14 protein-coding genes are annotated in these 15113 nt (G+C 69.8%); 9 read left to right on the top strand and 5 right to left on the bottom strand.

The window, feature by feature from the left end; all coding sequences use genetic code 11:
* The first annotated feature begins 157 nt into the window (after nt 1-157).
* Nucleotides 158-2242 (top strand): S46 family peptidase, encoded by a 2085-nt coding sequence (locus DK368_RS19645; RefSeq protein ID WP_114395680.1) that lies wholly within the window; start codon nt 158-160, stop codon nt 2240-2242.
* Nucleotides 2243-2470: 228 nt separating this feature from the next.
* Nucleotides 2471-3145, top strand: coding sequence for a hypothetical protein (locus tag DK368_RS19650; RefSeq protein ID WP_114395681.1), 675 nt, complete (start codon nt 2471-2473; stop codon nt 3143-3145).
* Nucleotides 3146-3179: 34 nt separating this feature from the next.
* On the opposite strand, the gene DK368_RS19655 is transcribed toward DK368_RS19650, so the two are convergent.
* Nucleotides 3180-3944, bottom strand: a complete 765-nt coding sequence (locus tag DK368_RS19655; RefSeq protein WP_114395682.1) for an SDR family NAD(P)-dependent oxidoreductase — start codon at nt 3942-3944, stop codon at nt 3180-3182.
* Between the two features lie 193 nt (nt 3945-4137).
* Here DK368_RS19655 and DK368_RS19660 point away from each other — a divergent pair, with 193 nt between their 5' ends.
* The 4 genes from DK368_RS19660 to DK368_RS19675 all read left to right on the top strand — a co-directional run bounded on the left by DK368_RS19660 (nt 4138) and on the right by DK368_RS19675 (nt 7301).
* Complete coding sequence (locus DK368_RS19660; RefSeq protein WP_114395683.1) at nt 4138-4662, top strand: YkvA family protein; 525 nt, start codon at nt 4138-4140, stop codon at nt 4660-4662.
* Nucleotides 4663-4686: 24 nt separating this feature from the next.
* Nucleotides 4687-5181, top strand: coding sequence for a DUF3429 domain-containing protein (locus tag DK368_RS19665; protein ID WP_114395684.1), 495 nt, complete (start codon nt 4687-4689; stop codon nt 5179-5181).
* Nucleotides 5182-5348: 167 nt separating this feature from the next.
* On the top strand, nt 5349-6353 hold the full coding sequence (locus DK368_RS19670) for an aspartate-semialdehyde dehydrogenase (protein ID WP_114395698.1): 1005 nt from the start codon (nt 5349-5351) through the stop codon (nt 6351-6353).
* Between the two features lie 192 nt (nt 6354-6545).
* On the top strand, nt 6546-7301 hold the full coding sequence (locus DK368_RS19675; RefSeq protein WP_114395685.1) for an FkbM family methyltransferase: 756 nt from the start codon (nt 6546-6548) through the stop codon (nt 7299-7301).
* A 20-nt stretch (nt 7302-7321) separates the two neighbouring features.
* Here DK368_RS19675 and DK368_RS19680 read toward each other — a convergent pair whose 3' ends face one another.
* The 3 genes from DK368_RS19680 to DK368_RS19690 all read right to left on the bottom strand — a co-directional run bounded on the left by DK368_RS19680 (nt 7322) and on the right by DK368_RS19690 (nt 10782).
* Entirely contained in the window at nt 7322-7951 is a 630-nt protein-coding gene (locus DK368_RS19680) for a ParA family protein (protein ID WP_114395686.1), read from the bottom strand.
* Between the two features lie 68 nt (nt 7952-8019).
* Entirely contained in the window at nt 8020-9606 is a 1587-nt protein-coding gene (locus tag DK368_RS19685) for a CYTH and CHAD domain-containing protein (RefSeq protein WP_114395687.1), read from the bottom strand.
* A gap of 126 nt (nt 9607-9732) precedes the next feature.
* Nucleotides 9733-10782 (bottom strand): class I SAM-dependent methyltransferase, encoded by a 1050-nt coding sequence (locus tag DK368_RS19690; protein ID WP_114395688.1) that lies wholly within the window; start codon nt 10780-10782, stop codon nt 9733-9735.
* Nucleotides 10783-11010: 228 nt separating this feature from the next.
* On the opposite strand from DK368_RS19690, the gene DK368_RS19695 reads away from it, so the two are divergent.
* Together DK368_RS19695 and DK368_RS19700 are read left to right on the top strand one after the other, a co-directional pair.
* Nucleotides 11011-12207: a phosphoglycerate kinase gene (locus DK368_RS19695; protein ID WP_114395689.1), complete on the top strand. Its 1197-nt coding sequence runs from the start codon at nt 11011-11013 to the stop codon at nt 12205-12207.
* A gap of 404 nt (nt 12208-12611) precedes the next feature.
* Nucleotides 12612-13889: a TCR/Tet family MFS transporter gene (locus tag DK368_RS19700; RefSeq protein ID WP_114395690.1), complete on the top strand. Its 1278-nt coding sequence runs from the start codon at nt 12612-12614 to the stop codon at nt 13887-13889.
* Here the strand turns inward: DK368_RS19700 and DK368_RS19705 are convergent.
* Complete coding sequence (locus tag DK368_RS19705) at nt 13880-14635, bottom strand: M48 family metallopeptidase (protein ID WP_114395691.1); 756 nt, start codon at nt 14633-14635, stop codon at nt 13880-13882. The genes DK368_RS19700 and DK368_RS19705 overlap by 10 nt on opposite strands.
* 176 nt (nt 14636-14811) lie before the next feature.
* Here DK368_RS19705 and DK368_RS21870 point away from each other — a divergent pair.
* Nucleotides 14812-15113: hypothetical protein (locus DK368_RS21870; RefSeq protein WP_205028307.1), on the top strand; the 302-nt coding region annotated here is incomplete at its 3' end.

A 15113-nucleotide genomic window follows, 5' to 3' on the forward strand; every position in this document is an offset into this window, starting at 1 on the left:
ATGGTTGGCTTTTCTCATGGTTATTACAACCGGGATTCGGAGGGTTGGGCCCACGGCCCCGGCCGCCCGATGGCACCGGCCCGTGCAGGACCGTTGACCGGAACAACAAGCGGACGCATGGTGCCCCAACTCTTTTGAGCTTGGGGAAACGCCCGACATGTCCGTGCAACGTTTCAAGACCGCCATTCTCGCCGCCAGCGCCGGGCTCGCGCTGATGGCGGCCAGTGCCGCCCATGCCGACGAAGGCATGTGGACGCTCGACAATCTGCCGGTGGACGCCATCCAGAAGACCACCGGCTTCCGTCCCGACTCCGACTGGGTGAAGAAGGTCCAGCTCAGCTCCGTGCGCTTGGCTGGCGGCTGCTCCGGCAGTTTCGTTTCGCCCAATGGCTTGGTGATGACCAATCACCACTGCGCCGCGACCTGCATCGCCGAGCTGAGCACGCCCGAGAACGACATCCAGGCCAACGGCTTCCTGGCCAAGACCACGGGTGAGGAGAAGCGCTGCGCCGGCGTCGAGATCAACCAGCTGGTCTCCATCACCGACGTGACCGATGCCGTGCGCAAGGCCACCGAGGGCAAGACCGGCCAGGCCTTCGCCGATGCCCGCCGTGCCGCGCTGGCCGATGTGGAGAAGCAGTGCTCCGCCGGCGATACCGGCGTGCGTTGCGACGTGGTCACCCTGTACCAGGGCGGCAAGTACCATCTGTACCGGTACAAGCGTTATCAGGATGTCCGTCTGGCCTTCGCGCCGGAGCACAGCCTCGGCGCCTTCGGCGGCGACCCGGACAATTTCAACTTCCCGCGCTACAGCCTGGACATGTCGCTGATGCGCGTGTACGGCGCCGACGGCAAGCCGATCTCCAGCCCCGACTTCTTCAAATGGTCGAAGGATGGCACCAAGGCCGGCGATGCCGTGTTCGTGACCGGCCACCCCGGCTCGACCAGCCGTCTGGCCACCATCGCCCAGCTGAAGACGGTGCGCGACACCGCCCTGCCGTCGACCCTGATCTACCTGTCGGAGCTGCGCGGCCGCCTGATCGAGTTCGGGCGTGAGAATCCCGAGCGCGCCAGCATGGCCCTGGAGAGCCTTCAGGGCGTGGAGAACAGCTTCAAGGTCTTCAAGGGCCGCCACCAGGCCCTGACCGACGCCGAATTCTTCGGCAAGAAGCAGGCCCAGGAAGATGAGCTGCGCCAGCGCATCAACCAGGACCAGAAGCTGCGTGTCCTGGTCGGCGACGCCTATGACCAGATCGAGGCGGCGCAGAAGCGGTCGGTGCAGCTGTATCCGCGCTATCTGATGCTGGAGCGCATGCGCGGCTTCAACAGCGAGCTGGCCAGCTTCGCCCGCCAGCTGGTGCGCGCCACCGCCGAGCAGTCCAAGCCCAACGCCGAGCGTCTGCGCGAATATGGCGAGGCCCGCCTGCCGGCGCTGAAGCAGGCGCTGGCCAACCCGGCCCCGGTCCATACCGAGCTGGACATCGCCACCCTGGCCTTCTCGCTCAGCAAGCTGCGCGAGCAGTTCGGCCCGGACGACGCCCTGGTCAAGACCGTGCTGGGCAAGAAGTCGCCGGAAGAGCTGGCGGTCGAGCTGGTCAAGGGCAGCAAGCTGGGTGATCCGGCCGTGCGTCTGGCCCTGTTCGAGGGCGGCGCCACGGCGGTGCAGGCCAGCACCGATCCCATGATCAAGCTGATGGCTGCCATCGACACCGAGGCCCGCGCCACGCGCAAGGCCATGGAGGAAGAGGTCGAGGCCGTGGTCGAGAAGGCCCAGGCCCGCATCGCCCAGGCCCGCTTCGCCATCTATGGCGACAGCATCTATCCCGACGCCACCTTCTCGCTGCGCCTGTCCTATGGCGTGGTGAAGGGCTGGGAGGAGATCGACGGCCACCAGGTGCAGCCCTTCACCACCTATGCCGGCCTGTTCGAGCGGGAGACTGGTTCCGACCCGTTCGCCCTGCCCAAGCGCTGGATGGACGCCAAGTCGAAGATCGACCTGAAGACCCCGTACAACACCTCCACCACCAATGACATCATCGGCGGCAACTCCGGTTCGCCGGGGATCAACGCCAAGGCCGAGGTGGTGGGCCTGCTGTTCGACGGCAACATCCACAGCCTGTCCGGCGACTACGGCTACGAGCCCAAGCGCAACCGGGCCGTGATGGTCGATGTCCGCGGCATGCGCGAAGCGCTGGACAAGGTCTATGGCGCCGACAACCTGCTGAAGGAACTGGGCTTCTGATCGGCCCGGCAACCGGACCGATAGACGTCTGACGGGAACGGGTCCGCCTTTCGGGGTGGGCCCGTTTCTTTTTGACCGTCGGCGAAGCGCAAGGCTGCGTCCCGCCGCCGCTTCCGATCTTCCCTTGCAGGTCCGCACCGCCCGCTTATGGTGGTGCCACTCTGGAGACCGGATTGCCCGGCCCCGCCCCCTTTGGCAGGGTCGGGGATCGGGACGTGGGGAGAAACCGTGCTGAAGCTTGGCCGTCACCTGTTGCTGCTGGGGCTGTTGGGGCTTGCCGCCTGCACCGCGACCCCGCCGCCGGCGGCACCCGACCCGGAACTGCTGTTCTGGGACAGCATCAAGGAAAGCCGCAACCCCGCGGAATACCAGGCCTATCTCGACGCCTACCCCCACGGCCGCTTCGCCGGCCTGGCCCGGCTGCGTGTGGATGTGCTGACGCCCAAGGTGGTGATGTCGCCGCCGCGCAAGCCGGTGCAGAAACCCGCGCCCAAGCCGCCTGCGGAACAGCAGCAGCCGGTGCCGCCCAGCGAGCAGCAGGGTGAGCCGTCCATCACCGACGCGCCGGCTCCGCCGGTGGCCTGGGCCAAGGTGGAGGGTCTGTCCGGCGCCGCCGACCCGCGCGTGCGCAGCCGCATCATGGAATGCTGGGTGCCGCCGCCGCTGCCCCGTGGCGGCCCGTCGCTGCGGGCGGAGATCGCCGTCTATTTCGATGATGCCGGCAAGGTCATCGGCACCGCCTTTTCCGATGGCAATGGCGACATGGCCGACGCCACCTATCGCGGCTTCGTGGAAAGCGCCCTGGCCGCACCGATGAAGCCGGACTGCCGCACCCTGGACCTGCCGGCCGGAACCCCGGCCGGCAGCCTCAGCCTGCTGTTCGGGCTCGACAGCCCGCCCTGAGGCGGGCCGTCCTGGTGTCAGACCGCGGCCAGGCTCATTTCGGGGCCATGCGGATGGCGCCGTCCAGCCGGATGGTCTCGCCGTTCAGCATGCTGTTGGCGATGATGTGCAGGGCCAGGGCCGCATATTCCTGCGGCCGGCCCAGGCGGGAGGGGAACGGCACCTGTTTGCCCAGGCTGTCCTGCGCCTCCTGCGGCAGGCCCAGCATCATCGGCGTCAGGAACAGACCCGGCGCGATGGTGCAGACCCGGATGCCGGAGCGGGCCAGTTCCCGCGCCACCGGCAGGGTCATGGCATGGACCGCCCCCTTGGAGGCGGCATAGGCCGCCTGGCCGATCTGCCCGTCGAAGGCGGCGACGGACGCGGTGTTGATGATGACGCCCCGCTCCCCATCGGCGGTCACCGGGTCCAGCGTGGCCATGGCGTCGGCGGCCAGCCGCAGCAGGTTGAAGCTGCCGACCAGATTGACGTCGATGACCGTGCGGAACAGGTCCAGGCTGTGCGGGCCGTCGCGCCCCAGCACCTTGGCCGGCGGCGCGATGCCGGCGCAGTTCACCACGATGCGCGCGGCCCCATGGGCGCTGCGTGCCGCCGCGATGGCCTGTTGCACGCTGTCGGCCGCGGTGACATCGCAGGCCAGGGCCAGACCGCCGATCTCCGCCGCCACGCGCTGCGCCGCCTCGTGATTGACATCCAGAAGCGCCACCCTGGCGCCGGCCGCCGCCAGCGCCCGTGCCGTCGCCTCACCCAGGCCGGAGCCGCCGCCGCTGACCAGAGCGGCCGATCCCGTCACATCCATGGTCGTTTCTTCCCGTATCGTTGCGCCGGACCCCGGCTTTTCTGCCCGCCGTCCGCCCGTTCCGGCGGTTGATAGCAGAGACGGCGGCTGTGCGCATCACCGCCCTGGCGCCCCGGTTTCACCCGGGATCTGTCCCGCCGGGCATGGTCTTGCCAGTCCGGCCCGCAATCCCATATCGAAGGTCATGACGCGCATGGACAGCAGCCCCGGACAGCAGAGCAAGCGGACAGCCGGATCGGACGGACCATCCGACGCAGCGGCCGAGGCCGCGGGCGCCGCCGGCACCGCGGCGGCGGCGGCGGCGCTGCGCGTCGATCCGCTGAAGGCGGAGCGCGACCGGCGGCTGGTGCTGTCCCGGTTCTGGACCAAGCTGCGCGACACTCTGGCCCGGGTGCCCTTCGTCGAACCGGCCCTGGCCGCCTTCTATGCCGCCACCGATCCGGCCACCCCGATGAAGTCCAAGGCCGTGCTGCTGGGGGCCCTGGCCTATTTCATCACGCCGGTCGATGCCGTGCCCGATTTCGTCGCCCTGCTGGGCTATACTGACGACGCCGCCGTGCTGATGCTGGCCCTGCGCACGGTGCGCGGCGCGCTGACGCCGGATCATCATGCCCGGGCCCGCGCCTGGCTTTCCGCCCATCGCAGCGGGCCGACCAGCGCCGACGAGGTGGCGGCCGGTCCCGTCATCGACCATGACCCGGCGCAGCCGGCGCGCTGACGCTCTCCCGCCTGCGAGGTTCCCATGCCGGTCCGCCCCGCTCCTGGTGTTCCCGCTCCCGCCCTGTGGCTGGGTCTGGCCGGGCTGATCCCCTTCTATGGCTGCCTCGCCGCCGCCGTGCTGGTGCCCGGCGGGCTGGCCCCCATCGCCGTGCAGGCGCAGATGGGCTATGGCGCCGTCATCCTCAGTTTCCTCGGCGGTGTGCATTGGGGGCTGGCCATGACCGGCGCCGGTGTCGCCGCCGTCCCTGCCACCGATGCGGCGCCGGCCAGCATGAGCTGGACGCGGCTGGGCTGGAGCGTGCTGCCCAGCCTGATCGGCTGGGCCGCCCTTCTGCTGCCGCGCCCTGGCGCCGGCCTGGGTCTGCTGACCATCGGCTTCATCCTGATGCTGGCCGGCGACATGCGGGCCGCGGCCGCCGGAACGGCCCCCCGCTGGTATCTGCCGCTGCGCCGTCTGCTGACGGCCCTGGTGCTGGTGGCGCTGACCCTGATGCTGCTGCTGATGCCGCCGGCCTGACCCAGGACTTCTGTTTCTGCGGGTCAATACGGCAAAAATCGGAATTTCCGTTCCATGTCTGCCCGATTTTCCGCATGGAACCGTCTCGTTTTTGGCGATGGCGCCCCTGGAACGCCTCGGCCATGGTGGGCACCTCGAACGATCCGGCTGTTCAGGAGTCCGTGCCGATGTCCCTTCCCGTCGTTGCCATCGTCGGCGCCACCGGCGCCGTGGGTGTGGAGCTGATCCGCTGCCTGGAGGAGCGCAATTTCCCCCTGAAACAGCTGCGTCTGCTGGCCTCCGCCCGCTCGAAAGGCAAGACCATGCGCTTCCGCGGCCAGGAGATCGCGGTGGAGGAGCTGACCGAGGAGAGCTTCCGCGGCGTCGACATCGCCCTGTTCAGCGCCGGCGGCAGCATTTCCAAGGCCTATGCCGATGCCTGCGTCGCGGCCGGCGCCGTCATGATCGACAATTCCAGCGCCTTCCGCATGGACCCGGACACGCCGCTGGTGATCCCCGAGATCAATCCCGACGCGGTGAAGCAGCATAAGGGCATCATCGCCAACCCCAACTGCTCCACCATCATCGCCATCACGCCGCTGTGGCCGATCCACCGGCAGAACCGCATCACCCGGCTGATCGTCTCCACCTATCAGGCCGCTTCCGGTGCCGGCGCCGCCGCCATGGAGGAACTGGAGGAAGGCACGCGCGCCTATCTGGACAGGCGGCCCTTCACGCCGTCGGTGCTGCCGCACCCCTACGCCTTCAACCTGTTCAGCCACAATGCCAGGATCGACCCGGAAACCGGCTACAACGAGGAAGAGCTGAAGCTGGTGAAGGAGACGCGGAAGATCTTCGCCGATCCCGCCATCCGTGTGGCCGCCACCTGCGTGCGCGTGCCGGTGCTGCGCGCCCATTCCGAAGCCCTGACGGTGGAATGCGAGCGCCCCATCACCCCGGCCGAGGTGCGGGCCATCCTGGAGACGGCGCCGGGGGTGCGGGTGGTGGACGATCCCGTCCGCAACTACTTCCCCATGCCCATCGACGCCAGCGGCCAGGGCGACATCCTGGCCGGGCGCATCCGCGCCGATCTGTCGGACCCGTCGGGACGCAGTGTCTGCCTGTTCGTGGCCGGCGACCAGCTGCTGAAGGGCGCGGCGCTGAACGCGGTGCAGATCGCCGAACTGCTGTAGGAACCGGGCGCCACAGGGTCCGGGGGCTGCCCGCCCCCGCAGCCCGGGCGTGTATCCACAAGGTTATCTTCCCTCATCTGGACGAAGACTCTGCCACCGGTATCATCATGACCGGGCAGAAGGTCCGGGATTGTGCAACCCGCAGTCCCGGCCGTCTGTTCTTCTCGGTGGTGCCGTATCGCGGAGTGTCCGATGTCGCTGGCCGGCCTGTCCGGGCTGATCCGTTCGCTGCTGATCTATCGCGGCCACCCGCTGCGGGCGGCGCGGATGCGGCGCTTCTATGCCGGGCTGGTCCAGCCGGGCAGCCTGTGTTTCGACATCGGCGCCCATGTGGGCGACCGCATCGCCTGTTTCCGCGCCCTGGGGGCGCAGGTGGTGGCGCTGGAGCCGCAACCGCTGCTGTACCGCACGCTGCGCCTGCTGCACGGGCTGGACCGGCAGGTCACCCTGCATCAGGCGGCGGTCGGCCGTGTCGCCGGCCGGGCGCAGCTGCACCTCAACCGGCGCAATCCCACCCTGTCCACCCTGTCGCCGGTGTGGAAGAGCCGGGTCGCGGCCTCGCCCCGGTTCCCCGGCGAGCACTGGGAGACGGAGATCCAGGTCGCCGTCACCACCATCGACCTGCTGATCGACAGCCACGGTATGCCGGATTTCGTGAAGATCGATGCCGAGGGCTTCGAGAGCGAAATCCTCGACGGGATGACACGGCCTGTACCGGCCCTCTCCCTGGAATATCTGCCGGAAACGCTGGGGCAGGCCCGCGACTGCCTGTGGAAGCTGGCGGCCCTCGGCCCCTACCGCTTCAACGCCAGCCGGGGCGAAAATTTCCGCTGGATGCACGGGGTCTGGCTATCGCCGGCGGAAATGGCGGAATGGCTGCGCCGCCGCCCCGAGGATGACCCGGGCGGCGACCTCTACGCCGCGCTGGACCCGCCCGGCCTGGGGTGAAACCGGCGGCGCGCCCCCGCTCAACCCGCCGGCGCCGCCATGAAGGCCAGCAGCGGCTCCCAGTCAGCCCGGACATCGGCCGCGCGCTTGGTGGTCAGGTCGAACAGCGTCAGGCCCTGGGCGGCCAGATCGGGATAGAGCTGGCTGTCGCGCAGGCGCGTCACCACCCGGTGCCCGACACCGGACAGGAAATCGTCCAGCCGGTCCGCCGCCTTGGTGCGCGGGCGCAGCCGGTTGCCGACCACGGCCACGGGGATGCGGTTCTTGCGGATGGCCTTCAGCTCGTCCAGCTTCTTCAGGAAACGTTCGGTCGCCGCCTCGTCGAAGGCGCCGGGCAGCACGGGCAGCACCACCATGTCCGCCTCGCGCAGCAGCGTCTCCACATCCTTCTGGCGCATGGCGGCGGGCGCGTCGATGACCAGCCGCTCCACGCCCTTGGGGATGTCCCCGATCTCCTTGCTCCAGTCCAGCCCCTGGATGCCGGCGGCGGCGGGCGGCCGCCGGGCCAGCCAGCCCAGCGAGGATTTCTGCCGGTCGACCTCGGCCAGCACCGTGCGCTGACCGGCGGTGGCGAAGGCGGCGGCCAGATGGGTGGCGATGGTCGTCTTGCCGACGCCGCCTTTGATGTTGGAGACCAGAACCGAGAACATGGGGCAACTCACTGCGATGGCGGACGCGTCAGGCGGGGTGGGAAACAGCGGGGCGGGAAACAGCGGGGTCAGGGCGCCACCGTGTCCGGGTCGGGCTTGCCGGACGTCCAGAAGGGCTTGGTATCGGCGAAGGCTTCCCAGTCGCGCACGATCTGTGGCTCGCGCGCCTGCAACCCATGCCCGTGCCAGCCGATGACCATGCCGGCGCCGCGCTGCCAGCCCGCGGGCGCGGCATCGCCCAGCTCCGCCTCCACCTGCCCCACCAGCTTGGTCACGGTGGCCACATCCTGGAGATGGCCCAGCGTATCCTGCAGGGCGGCCAGATCATCGAGATAGCGGCGCACCGGCTTGGGGTCATAGAGGCTGCGGAAGAACTCGGCGGCGTAGCGCAGCTTCTTCAGCGCGATGCGCAGCTGGTGCCGCTCGGCGGCGGCCAGCCGGGCGAAACCGCGGCCGCGCCGGCGGGCCTGGCGATGCCGCTTGGCCAGCATGCGGTCGGCCATGTCCAGGACCGGCTGCAGCAGCATGGCGGAGCGTTCGCTGACCGGCTGGTCGCGCCAGCCGCGCCCGTCGACCCAGGCGCCCAGCGTCAGCAGCAGCGCCGTGTAGCGCGGCGAATCCACGGCGGCCCGGACACCGGCATAGCCGCGGCGGCGGCACTCCCCGGCCGCCTCCTCCAGCGCCGCCAGACCGGCATCGCCCGGAAAGGCCTGCAGCACCGGCACCAGCAGTTCCTCAAGGAACACGTCCCAGTCGCGGGCGGCCCCCAGGCTGCCGGCCAGCCATTTCACCTCCGTCACCAGCCGCTCCAGCTGCTCCGCCGGCAGGAACGGCTTGAACAGCGACAGGGCCGAGCGCAGGCGGCGCAGCGCCACCCGCATCTGGTGGACCCCTTCGGAGTCCACCCCCTCAAGCGCCACCGCCTCGTTGGCCACCATATGGCCGATGCAGTGGCGCACGATCCCGGCCAGGGCCTGCTCCACCGTGATCTCGGGCGACAGCTCCAGGCGCGACGCCTTTGACCAGCGCGCGCCCAGCCCGGCAGCCAGATCATAGCCGCGCTCGGATTTCGTCCGCGTCTCCACCCGCAGCGGCACCGTCTCGTTCAGGGCCAGGGCCAGGGCATAGAGCGGCGCGGTATCGGTCCCCGCCTTCAGCTCCAGTTCCAGTTCACTGAGCGGCAGGGTCCGGCCCGACGGTGTGCGGATTTCGCCCTCGTCGATGGCGACCTCCACCTCCACCCCGTCGGCCGGGGTCAGCAGCCGCACGCTGCGGCGCACATGGGTGGAGAAGACCGGGCGCAGCTCCGCGGCCTCCAGCGGCCCCACCGCATCCAGCAGCACCGACGGGTCCGGCAGCGCCGACAGGTCGGGCTGGTCGCCGGAAACCGCCGTTTCCCATTCGCCCCGCCGCAGGGCACCGCCCTGGCCGGTGGGGGCCGATTTCAGGGTCTGGACGAAGCTGCGGCCCTGCTTGCGCACGCGCAGGGACAGGCCCTGGCCCTGCAACCGCAGATCATCGGTGTCGAAATAGGTGCTGTCCAGCGTCTTGCTGCCGGCCTTGCCGGCGGAATCGGCCAGCCGCTTGGCCGCGCGCAGGCGGGGCATGTCGTCCGGGGCGACCCGGAGCTTCAGTTCGATTTCCTGTGCGGACATGGAGCCTGTGTCGTCCCGTAGCGGAGGCCGGACGCGGCGATGATCGGCCGGTCCGACAAGTGTCTGCAAGATGGAACACGCGGTTCGCGACTGTCTATCGCAGCGTACCGCCTTTTTCGGGCGGGGTCATGCCCCATCCGTCCCGACGGCCGGCCTGTCGAAGGCCATGACCTTGGCCAGGAAGGCCCGCTCCGGTGCCTGCGGCCGCAACCCGTGGCCGCTGAACAGGGCGGCGATGTCGGCCTGCACATAGTCGGCATAATAGGGCTCGTGGAAGGCCACCGGGAACAGGTGCAGCAACGGATCGAAATCCGGCCGGTCGCCCAGTTGCAGGCTGTCCAGCAGCACCAGCAGCCCGCCGGGCTTCAGCACCCGCGCCATCTCGGCCGCCGCCCGGGCGCGCACCGCCGCCGGCAGTTCATGGAACAGGAAGACCGAGGTGACGATGTCCTGGCTGGCATCGGCGAAGGGCAGCCGCTCCGCCGGGGCCAGGACCGCCGCGGCGCGGGACCAGGGGGCCAGAGCCGCCCGCGCCCGGGCCAGATAAGGGATGCTGAGGTCCAGCGCGGTACAGTGCATGCGTGGCCAGTTGTCCAGCACGAAGGTCAGGAACCGGCCGGTGCCGCTGCCCACATCGAGAAGCCGCAAGCCCTGTCCCGAGCGGCCGGCCAGATGGCGGGCGATGGGCACCAGCGCCTGCCGGCGCATGGCGTCGGCGCCACCGGCGAACAGCACCTCCACCTGATGATCGTAGAGCCGGGCCGACTCCGCCGAGAGATAGCCCCCGGTCTGGTAGTGGAAGTTCTGCCGGTAATAGCGTGGCAAGGCCCGGCTGCCGGGATCGCCGGACATTTCCTGCCCGCCGCCCTGCCGGCGCCGGCGGGCGACTGCCGGCACATCACGGAAAAACCGTGCGGCATCGTGCAGCAGCCGGCGTGGATCACGCACCAGATCCGGGGGCAGGCGGTAGAGGCCGGCGGCGATGTTGGACCAGTCGCGGCGCAGCAGCGTCCGCAGATCGGCCAGGATGGCGCCACGGTCGGGCGGCGGGGCGGACCCGGCGGGCAGCGGCAGCGGTTCTGGCCCTGAAAGCCGCCCGGCGACTAGGTATTGGCCGAGATACCAGCCCACCCGTGCGGCCTGTGTCACGCTGTAGAACACCTGCTGCACGCCCATAGTTCCGCCTCTCCGCCCCACGGTTTCTCTCTCCTATCAGGGTGGGTTGGGAGGGGCTGCGGTCAAGGCCGCCCCGTCCGCCTACCCCCGAAGCGGGGTATCAAACAGGGATGAACCGGCAGGGGCGCGACGGGCTGGCGGTTGAAACGGAACACGGCCTATGCTTCCCTCCGCAACCGACCGGCGGTGCGGCCGCCGGGCCTGAGCCCAATCGCGGGGGAAACCACCATGCGCTTCAAGACGCTTGATACCCTGGACGTCACCGGCAAGACCGTGCTGGTGCGCGCTGACCTCAATGTGCCGGTCCAGGATGGACAGGTTACGGACACCACCCGCATCGACCGCCTGGTTCCGACCCTGAAGGAGATCGCGGCCAAGGGTGCCAAGGTCGTGGTCATGTCCCATTTCGGCCGTCCCAAGAACGGCCCGGACACCAAGAACAGCCTGCGCCAGGTGGTGCCGGCGCTGGAGAAGTCCCTGGGCGCGCCCGTGGCCTTCGCCGAGGATTGCGTGGGCGAGAAAGCCCAGGCCGCCGTCGCCGCCCTGAAGGCCGGCGGCGTGCTGCTGCTGGAAAACACCCGCTTCCATGCGGGCGAGGAGAAGAACGACGCCGAGCTGGCCCGGCAGATGGCGGCCCTGGCCGACGTCTATGTCAATGACGCCTTCTCCAGCGCCCACCGCGCCCATTCCAGCACCGAGGGCGTGGCCCATCTGCTGCCCAGCGCCGCTGGCCGGCTGATGCAGGCGGAGCTGGAGGCCCTGGGCAAGGCCCTGGCCCAACCGGAGCGTCCGGTGGCCGCCGTGGTCGGCGGCGCCAAGATCTCCACCAAGCTCGACCTGCTGCTGAACATGGTGACCAAGGTCGACATGCTGGTGCTGGGCGGCGGCATGGCCAACACCTTCCTGTTCGCCCTGGGCCAGCCGATCGGCAAGTCCCTGGCCGAGAAGGACATGGCCGAGCAGGCCCGCGCCATCATGGAGAAGGCCAAGGCCTCGGGCTGCGAGATCCTGCTGCCCAAGGACGGCGCCATGGCCAAGGAGTTCAAGGCCGAGGCCCCGCACCGCGTGGTGCCGGTGGCCGAGATCGCCGAGGACGAGATGATGCTGGATGTGGGCCCGGCCACGGTCGAGTTCGTCTCGATGAAGCTCCAGGGTGCCAAGACCGTGGTCTGGAACGGCCCCATGGGCGCGTTCGAGATCAAGCCGTTCGACAGCGGCACCAATGCCGTGGCCGGGCTGGTGGCGGCGCTGACCAAGCAGGGCCGCGTCCTGTCGGTGGCCGGCGGCGGCGACACCGTGGCGGCGCTGGAACAGGCCGGCGTGGCCGCGTCCTTCTCCTATGTCTCCACCGCCGGCGGCGCCTTCCTGGAATGGCTGGAAGGCAAGGAACTGCCCGGCGTCAAGGCGCTGGAAAAGTCCGCCTGATCGCGGCGGCCTCCGGTGGCCGAGAGGCGGGTGCCTCCGGCCACCGGCCTGACCGGATACGGGGAAAGCGGCGCGGATCATCGGTCCGCGCCGCTTTCATTTTGCCGACCGGCCGCGCAGGACCGCAGTGCCACCGGCCCGACCGGAGATGTGAGGTCCGGGCGCGGGAGGAGGCTTGCGGCAGTCGGACACGGCGATTACAGTGCCGGCGTCGCGAAAAGCGACCGCCCTCATCGGCCCGCCGCGCGGCGGTGCCAAGCGGCGGTCAAGCACATCCGCCCCTGCGCTGCAAAGCCCGGGCTGGCCAGCGGCTCCCCTGAACCCGCCTGACCCTGGTCAGGCCCACCACATGCCGACCGTCGCGTAGCGGCACGGCCTGCCCGTGGTGATCGGAGCGCGCCATCATGAACAGGCCCCTCGCCGTCATCTTTACAACCATCATGCTCGATGCCATGGGCATCGGCCTCATCTTCCCGATCCTGCCCGCCCTGCTTCAGGACGTCGCCCGGGCGCCGGACATCGCCCCCCTGATCGGCATGATGGGGGCTCTCTACGCGGTGATGCAGTTCACCTTCGCCCCCGTGCTTGGCGCCGCGAGTGACAGGTTCGGCCGCCGGCCGGTCCTGCTGCTGTCACTGGCGGGCGCCGTTGCCGGCTATCTGCTGCTGGCCTCTGCCTCCAGCCTGTGGATGCTGGTGCTCGGCCGCGCCGTCGCCGGCCTGACCGGCGCCAATGGCCCGGTGGCCGCCGCCTATATCACCGATCTGACGCCGCCCGGTCAGCGCGCCCGCCGCTTCGGCCTGCTCAATGCCATGTTCGGGACCGGCTTCATCGTCGGCCCGGTTCTCGGTGGCCTGCTCGGCGACCAGTGGCTGCGGCTTCCCTTTCTGATGGCGGCCCTGCTGAATGGCGGCACCCTGCTGCTGGCCCTGCTCGCCCTGCCGGAGACCCACCGTTCTCGGACCCGGCGGACGCTCGCCCCCGCCGACCTGAACCCGCTGCGGCCCCTGCGCTGGGCCATGTCGGTCAGAACCCTGTCACCGCTCATCGCCGTCTTCTTCCTGTTCAGCGCCGGCGGCGAGGCCTACGGCATCTGCTGGGCCTTGTGGGGTGGCGACACGTTCCACTGGACCGGGCTGTGGATCGGCCTTTCCCTTGGGACCTTCGGCCTTTGCCAGACGCTGGCCCAGACGTTCCTGCCCGGTCCCGCCGTCAGGATCCTGGGTGAGCGCGGGGCCGTCCTGACCGGCATGGCCTGCCAATGCGCCGCGCTGATGGTCATGGCCGTCGCCCGGCAGGGCTGGCTGGTCTTCGCCATCATGCCCCTGTTCTCGCTGGGCGGTATCGGGACACCGGCCCTGCTGGCGCTGGCGACCCGCCAGGTGGACGCTGCGCGGCAGGGGCAGGTCCAGGGCGTGCTGGCCTCCGCGGTCAGCCTGGCCTCGATCCTGGCGCCGCCGGGGTTCTCGGGGGCCTATGTCCTGGCGCGGCCGCACTGGCCGGGTGCCGTCTGGTTGGCCGTCATCCTGCTGAATGCCATCGGCGCCCTGCTGGTCCTTGGCCTGCGCTTCGACCAGCCGTCTCCACCGCAGAGCCTTTCCGCCTGTGGCCGTGGCCCCGCGGCGCCCTCACCCGACCGGGACTGGAGCGGACGCCCATCGGCAAAAGGGGATCAGCCGTAGCGGTGCAGGCGGGCGCCGTTGGCCTTCAGCCACAGGCGCGGCCCGTCGATATCGGCGGTCAGGCTGGCGCACACGGCCCAGAAGCGGGGCGAGTGGTTCATCTCCCTGAGATGGGCCACCTCGTGCGCCACGACATAATCGAAGACGGGCTCCGGGGCCAGCAGCAGCCGCCAGCAGAAGGACAGCCGTCCGGACGCGGTGCAGCTGCCCCAGCGCGAGCGCGTGTCGCGCACGGTCACGGCCGCCACCCGCAGGCCCAGACGCGCCGCCTTGTCCCGGGCCGCTGCGGCCAGACGCCGCTTGGCCTCGGCCTTCAGGAAGGTGCCGACACGCCCCGCGACAAAGGCCGCCTCGCCCCCGACCTGGATTTCCGGCCCCGCCGGTCCCGCGGCCAGCCGGACCGAGCGGCTGCCGGGGCTGTGCCGGATGACATGCTCCACCCCCAGGATCGGCAGCCGCGCCCCGTCGGCGAAGGCCAGGCGCGGCGGGATCGCGGCCAGACGCCGGTGGACCCAGTCCAGATGCCGGCCGACGAAGCGGGCGACCTCGGCATCGCCGACACCCGCGGGCACCACCACCTGCACCAGATCCCGCACCGCATCCACGCGCAGGCTCAGGCGGCGGGCACGCGGGGAGGAGCGGACCTCCAGCGGGACCGGCACCTCGGCCAGGGCAAGGGCCCGGACACCGGCCACGGGCTTCTGGCGGGCAGGTCGGATGCGGGCTTTGAGAAAGGCAGGCAGCATGGGCGGAGCCTACCCGAGGCGGCGGCCCGGTGCAAAGGACAGTGCCCGATCGGGGCCAGCAGCGGGAGGATCGCGGCGGCGCGGCCCATACTGGCGGCGACCGATGACGGTCGCCGCCGTTGCCATGGACAAATATCCTATTTCATGCTCCTCTGATGCCAGCCCCGGACGGGGGAATGGCTCTTGAACATCATGAATATACGGGCATTAACGCGACAGATCGGCCAGACCGCCGCTGCCGTCACCTTTGTCACTTTAAGGACAAAAATCCTTTGAATCTCAAGGCACTGACAGGTAACATCGATGGTCGCCGACGTCACCTTAAGGTCGCGTTTGTCGCCTTTGCGTCGGCTTGGACTGCCCCCCTAAACTGGGACATCTGGAAAAGCTACAGTTCTCTTGAGAGGAGAGGGCTGATGGGCAAGCGACGTAGTTTAGAGGAGAAGTTGGCTGCGTTGGCGCGGGTTGAGGCCGGAGA

The sequence above is a fragment of the Oleisolibacter albus genome (genome assembly GCF_003336875.1).
Lineage (GTDB): Bacteria > Pseudomonadota > Alphaproteobacteria > Azospirillales > Azospirillaceae > Niveispirillum > Niveispirillum album.

Coding starts and splice junctions, on each gene's coding strand:
- DK368_RS19670 (WP_114395698.1), top strand. CDS start 5,349: ATGTCCCTTCCCGTCGTTGCCATCGTCGGCGCCACCGGCGCCGTGGGT.
- DK368_RS19665 (WP_114395684.1), top strand. CDS start 4,687: ATGCCGGTCCGCCCCGCTCCTGGTGTTCCCGCTCCCGCCCTGTGGCTG.
- DK368_RS19700 (WP_114395690.1), top strand. CDS start 12,612: ATGAACAGGCCCCTCGCCGTCATCTTTACAACCATCATGCTCGATGCC.
- DK368_RS19660 (WP_114395683.1), top strand. CDS start 4,138: ATGGACAGCAGCCCCGGACAGCAGAGCAAGCGGACAGCCGGATCGGAC.
- DK368_RS19680 (WP_114395686.1), bottom strand. CDS start 7,951: ATGTTCTCGGTTCTGGTCTCCAACATCAAAGGCGGCGTCGGCAAGACG.
- DK368_RS19695 (WP_114395689.1), top strand. CDS start 11,011: ATGCGCTTCAAGACGCTTGATACCCTGGACGTCACCGGCAAGACCGTG.
- DK368_RS19705 (WP_114395691.1), bottom strand. CDS start 14,635: ATGCTGCCTGCCTTTCTCAAAGCCCGCATCCGACCTGCCCGCCAGAAG.
- DK368_RS19675 (WP_114395685.1), top strand. CDS start 6,546: ATGTCGCTGGCCGGCCTGTCCGGGCTGATCCGTTCGCTGCTGATCTAT.
- DK368_RS19645 (WP_114395680.1), top strand. CDS start 158: ATGTCCGTGCAACGTTTCAAGACCGCCATTCTCGCCGCCAGCGCCGGG.
- DK368_RS19690 (WP_114395688.1), bottom strand. CDS start 10,782: ATGGGCGTGCAGCAGGTGTTCTACAGCGTGACACAGGCCGCACGGGTG.
- DK368_RS19655 (WP_114395682.1), bottom strand. CDS start 3,944: ATGGATGTGACGGGATCGGCCGCTCTGGTCAGCGGCGGCGGCTCCGGC.
- DK368_RS19685 (WP_114395687.1), bottom strand. CDS start 9,606: ATGTCCGCACAGGAAATCGAACTGAAGCTCCGGGTCGCCCCGGACGAC.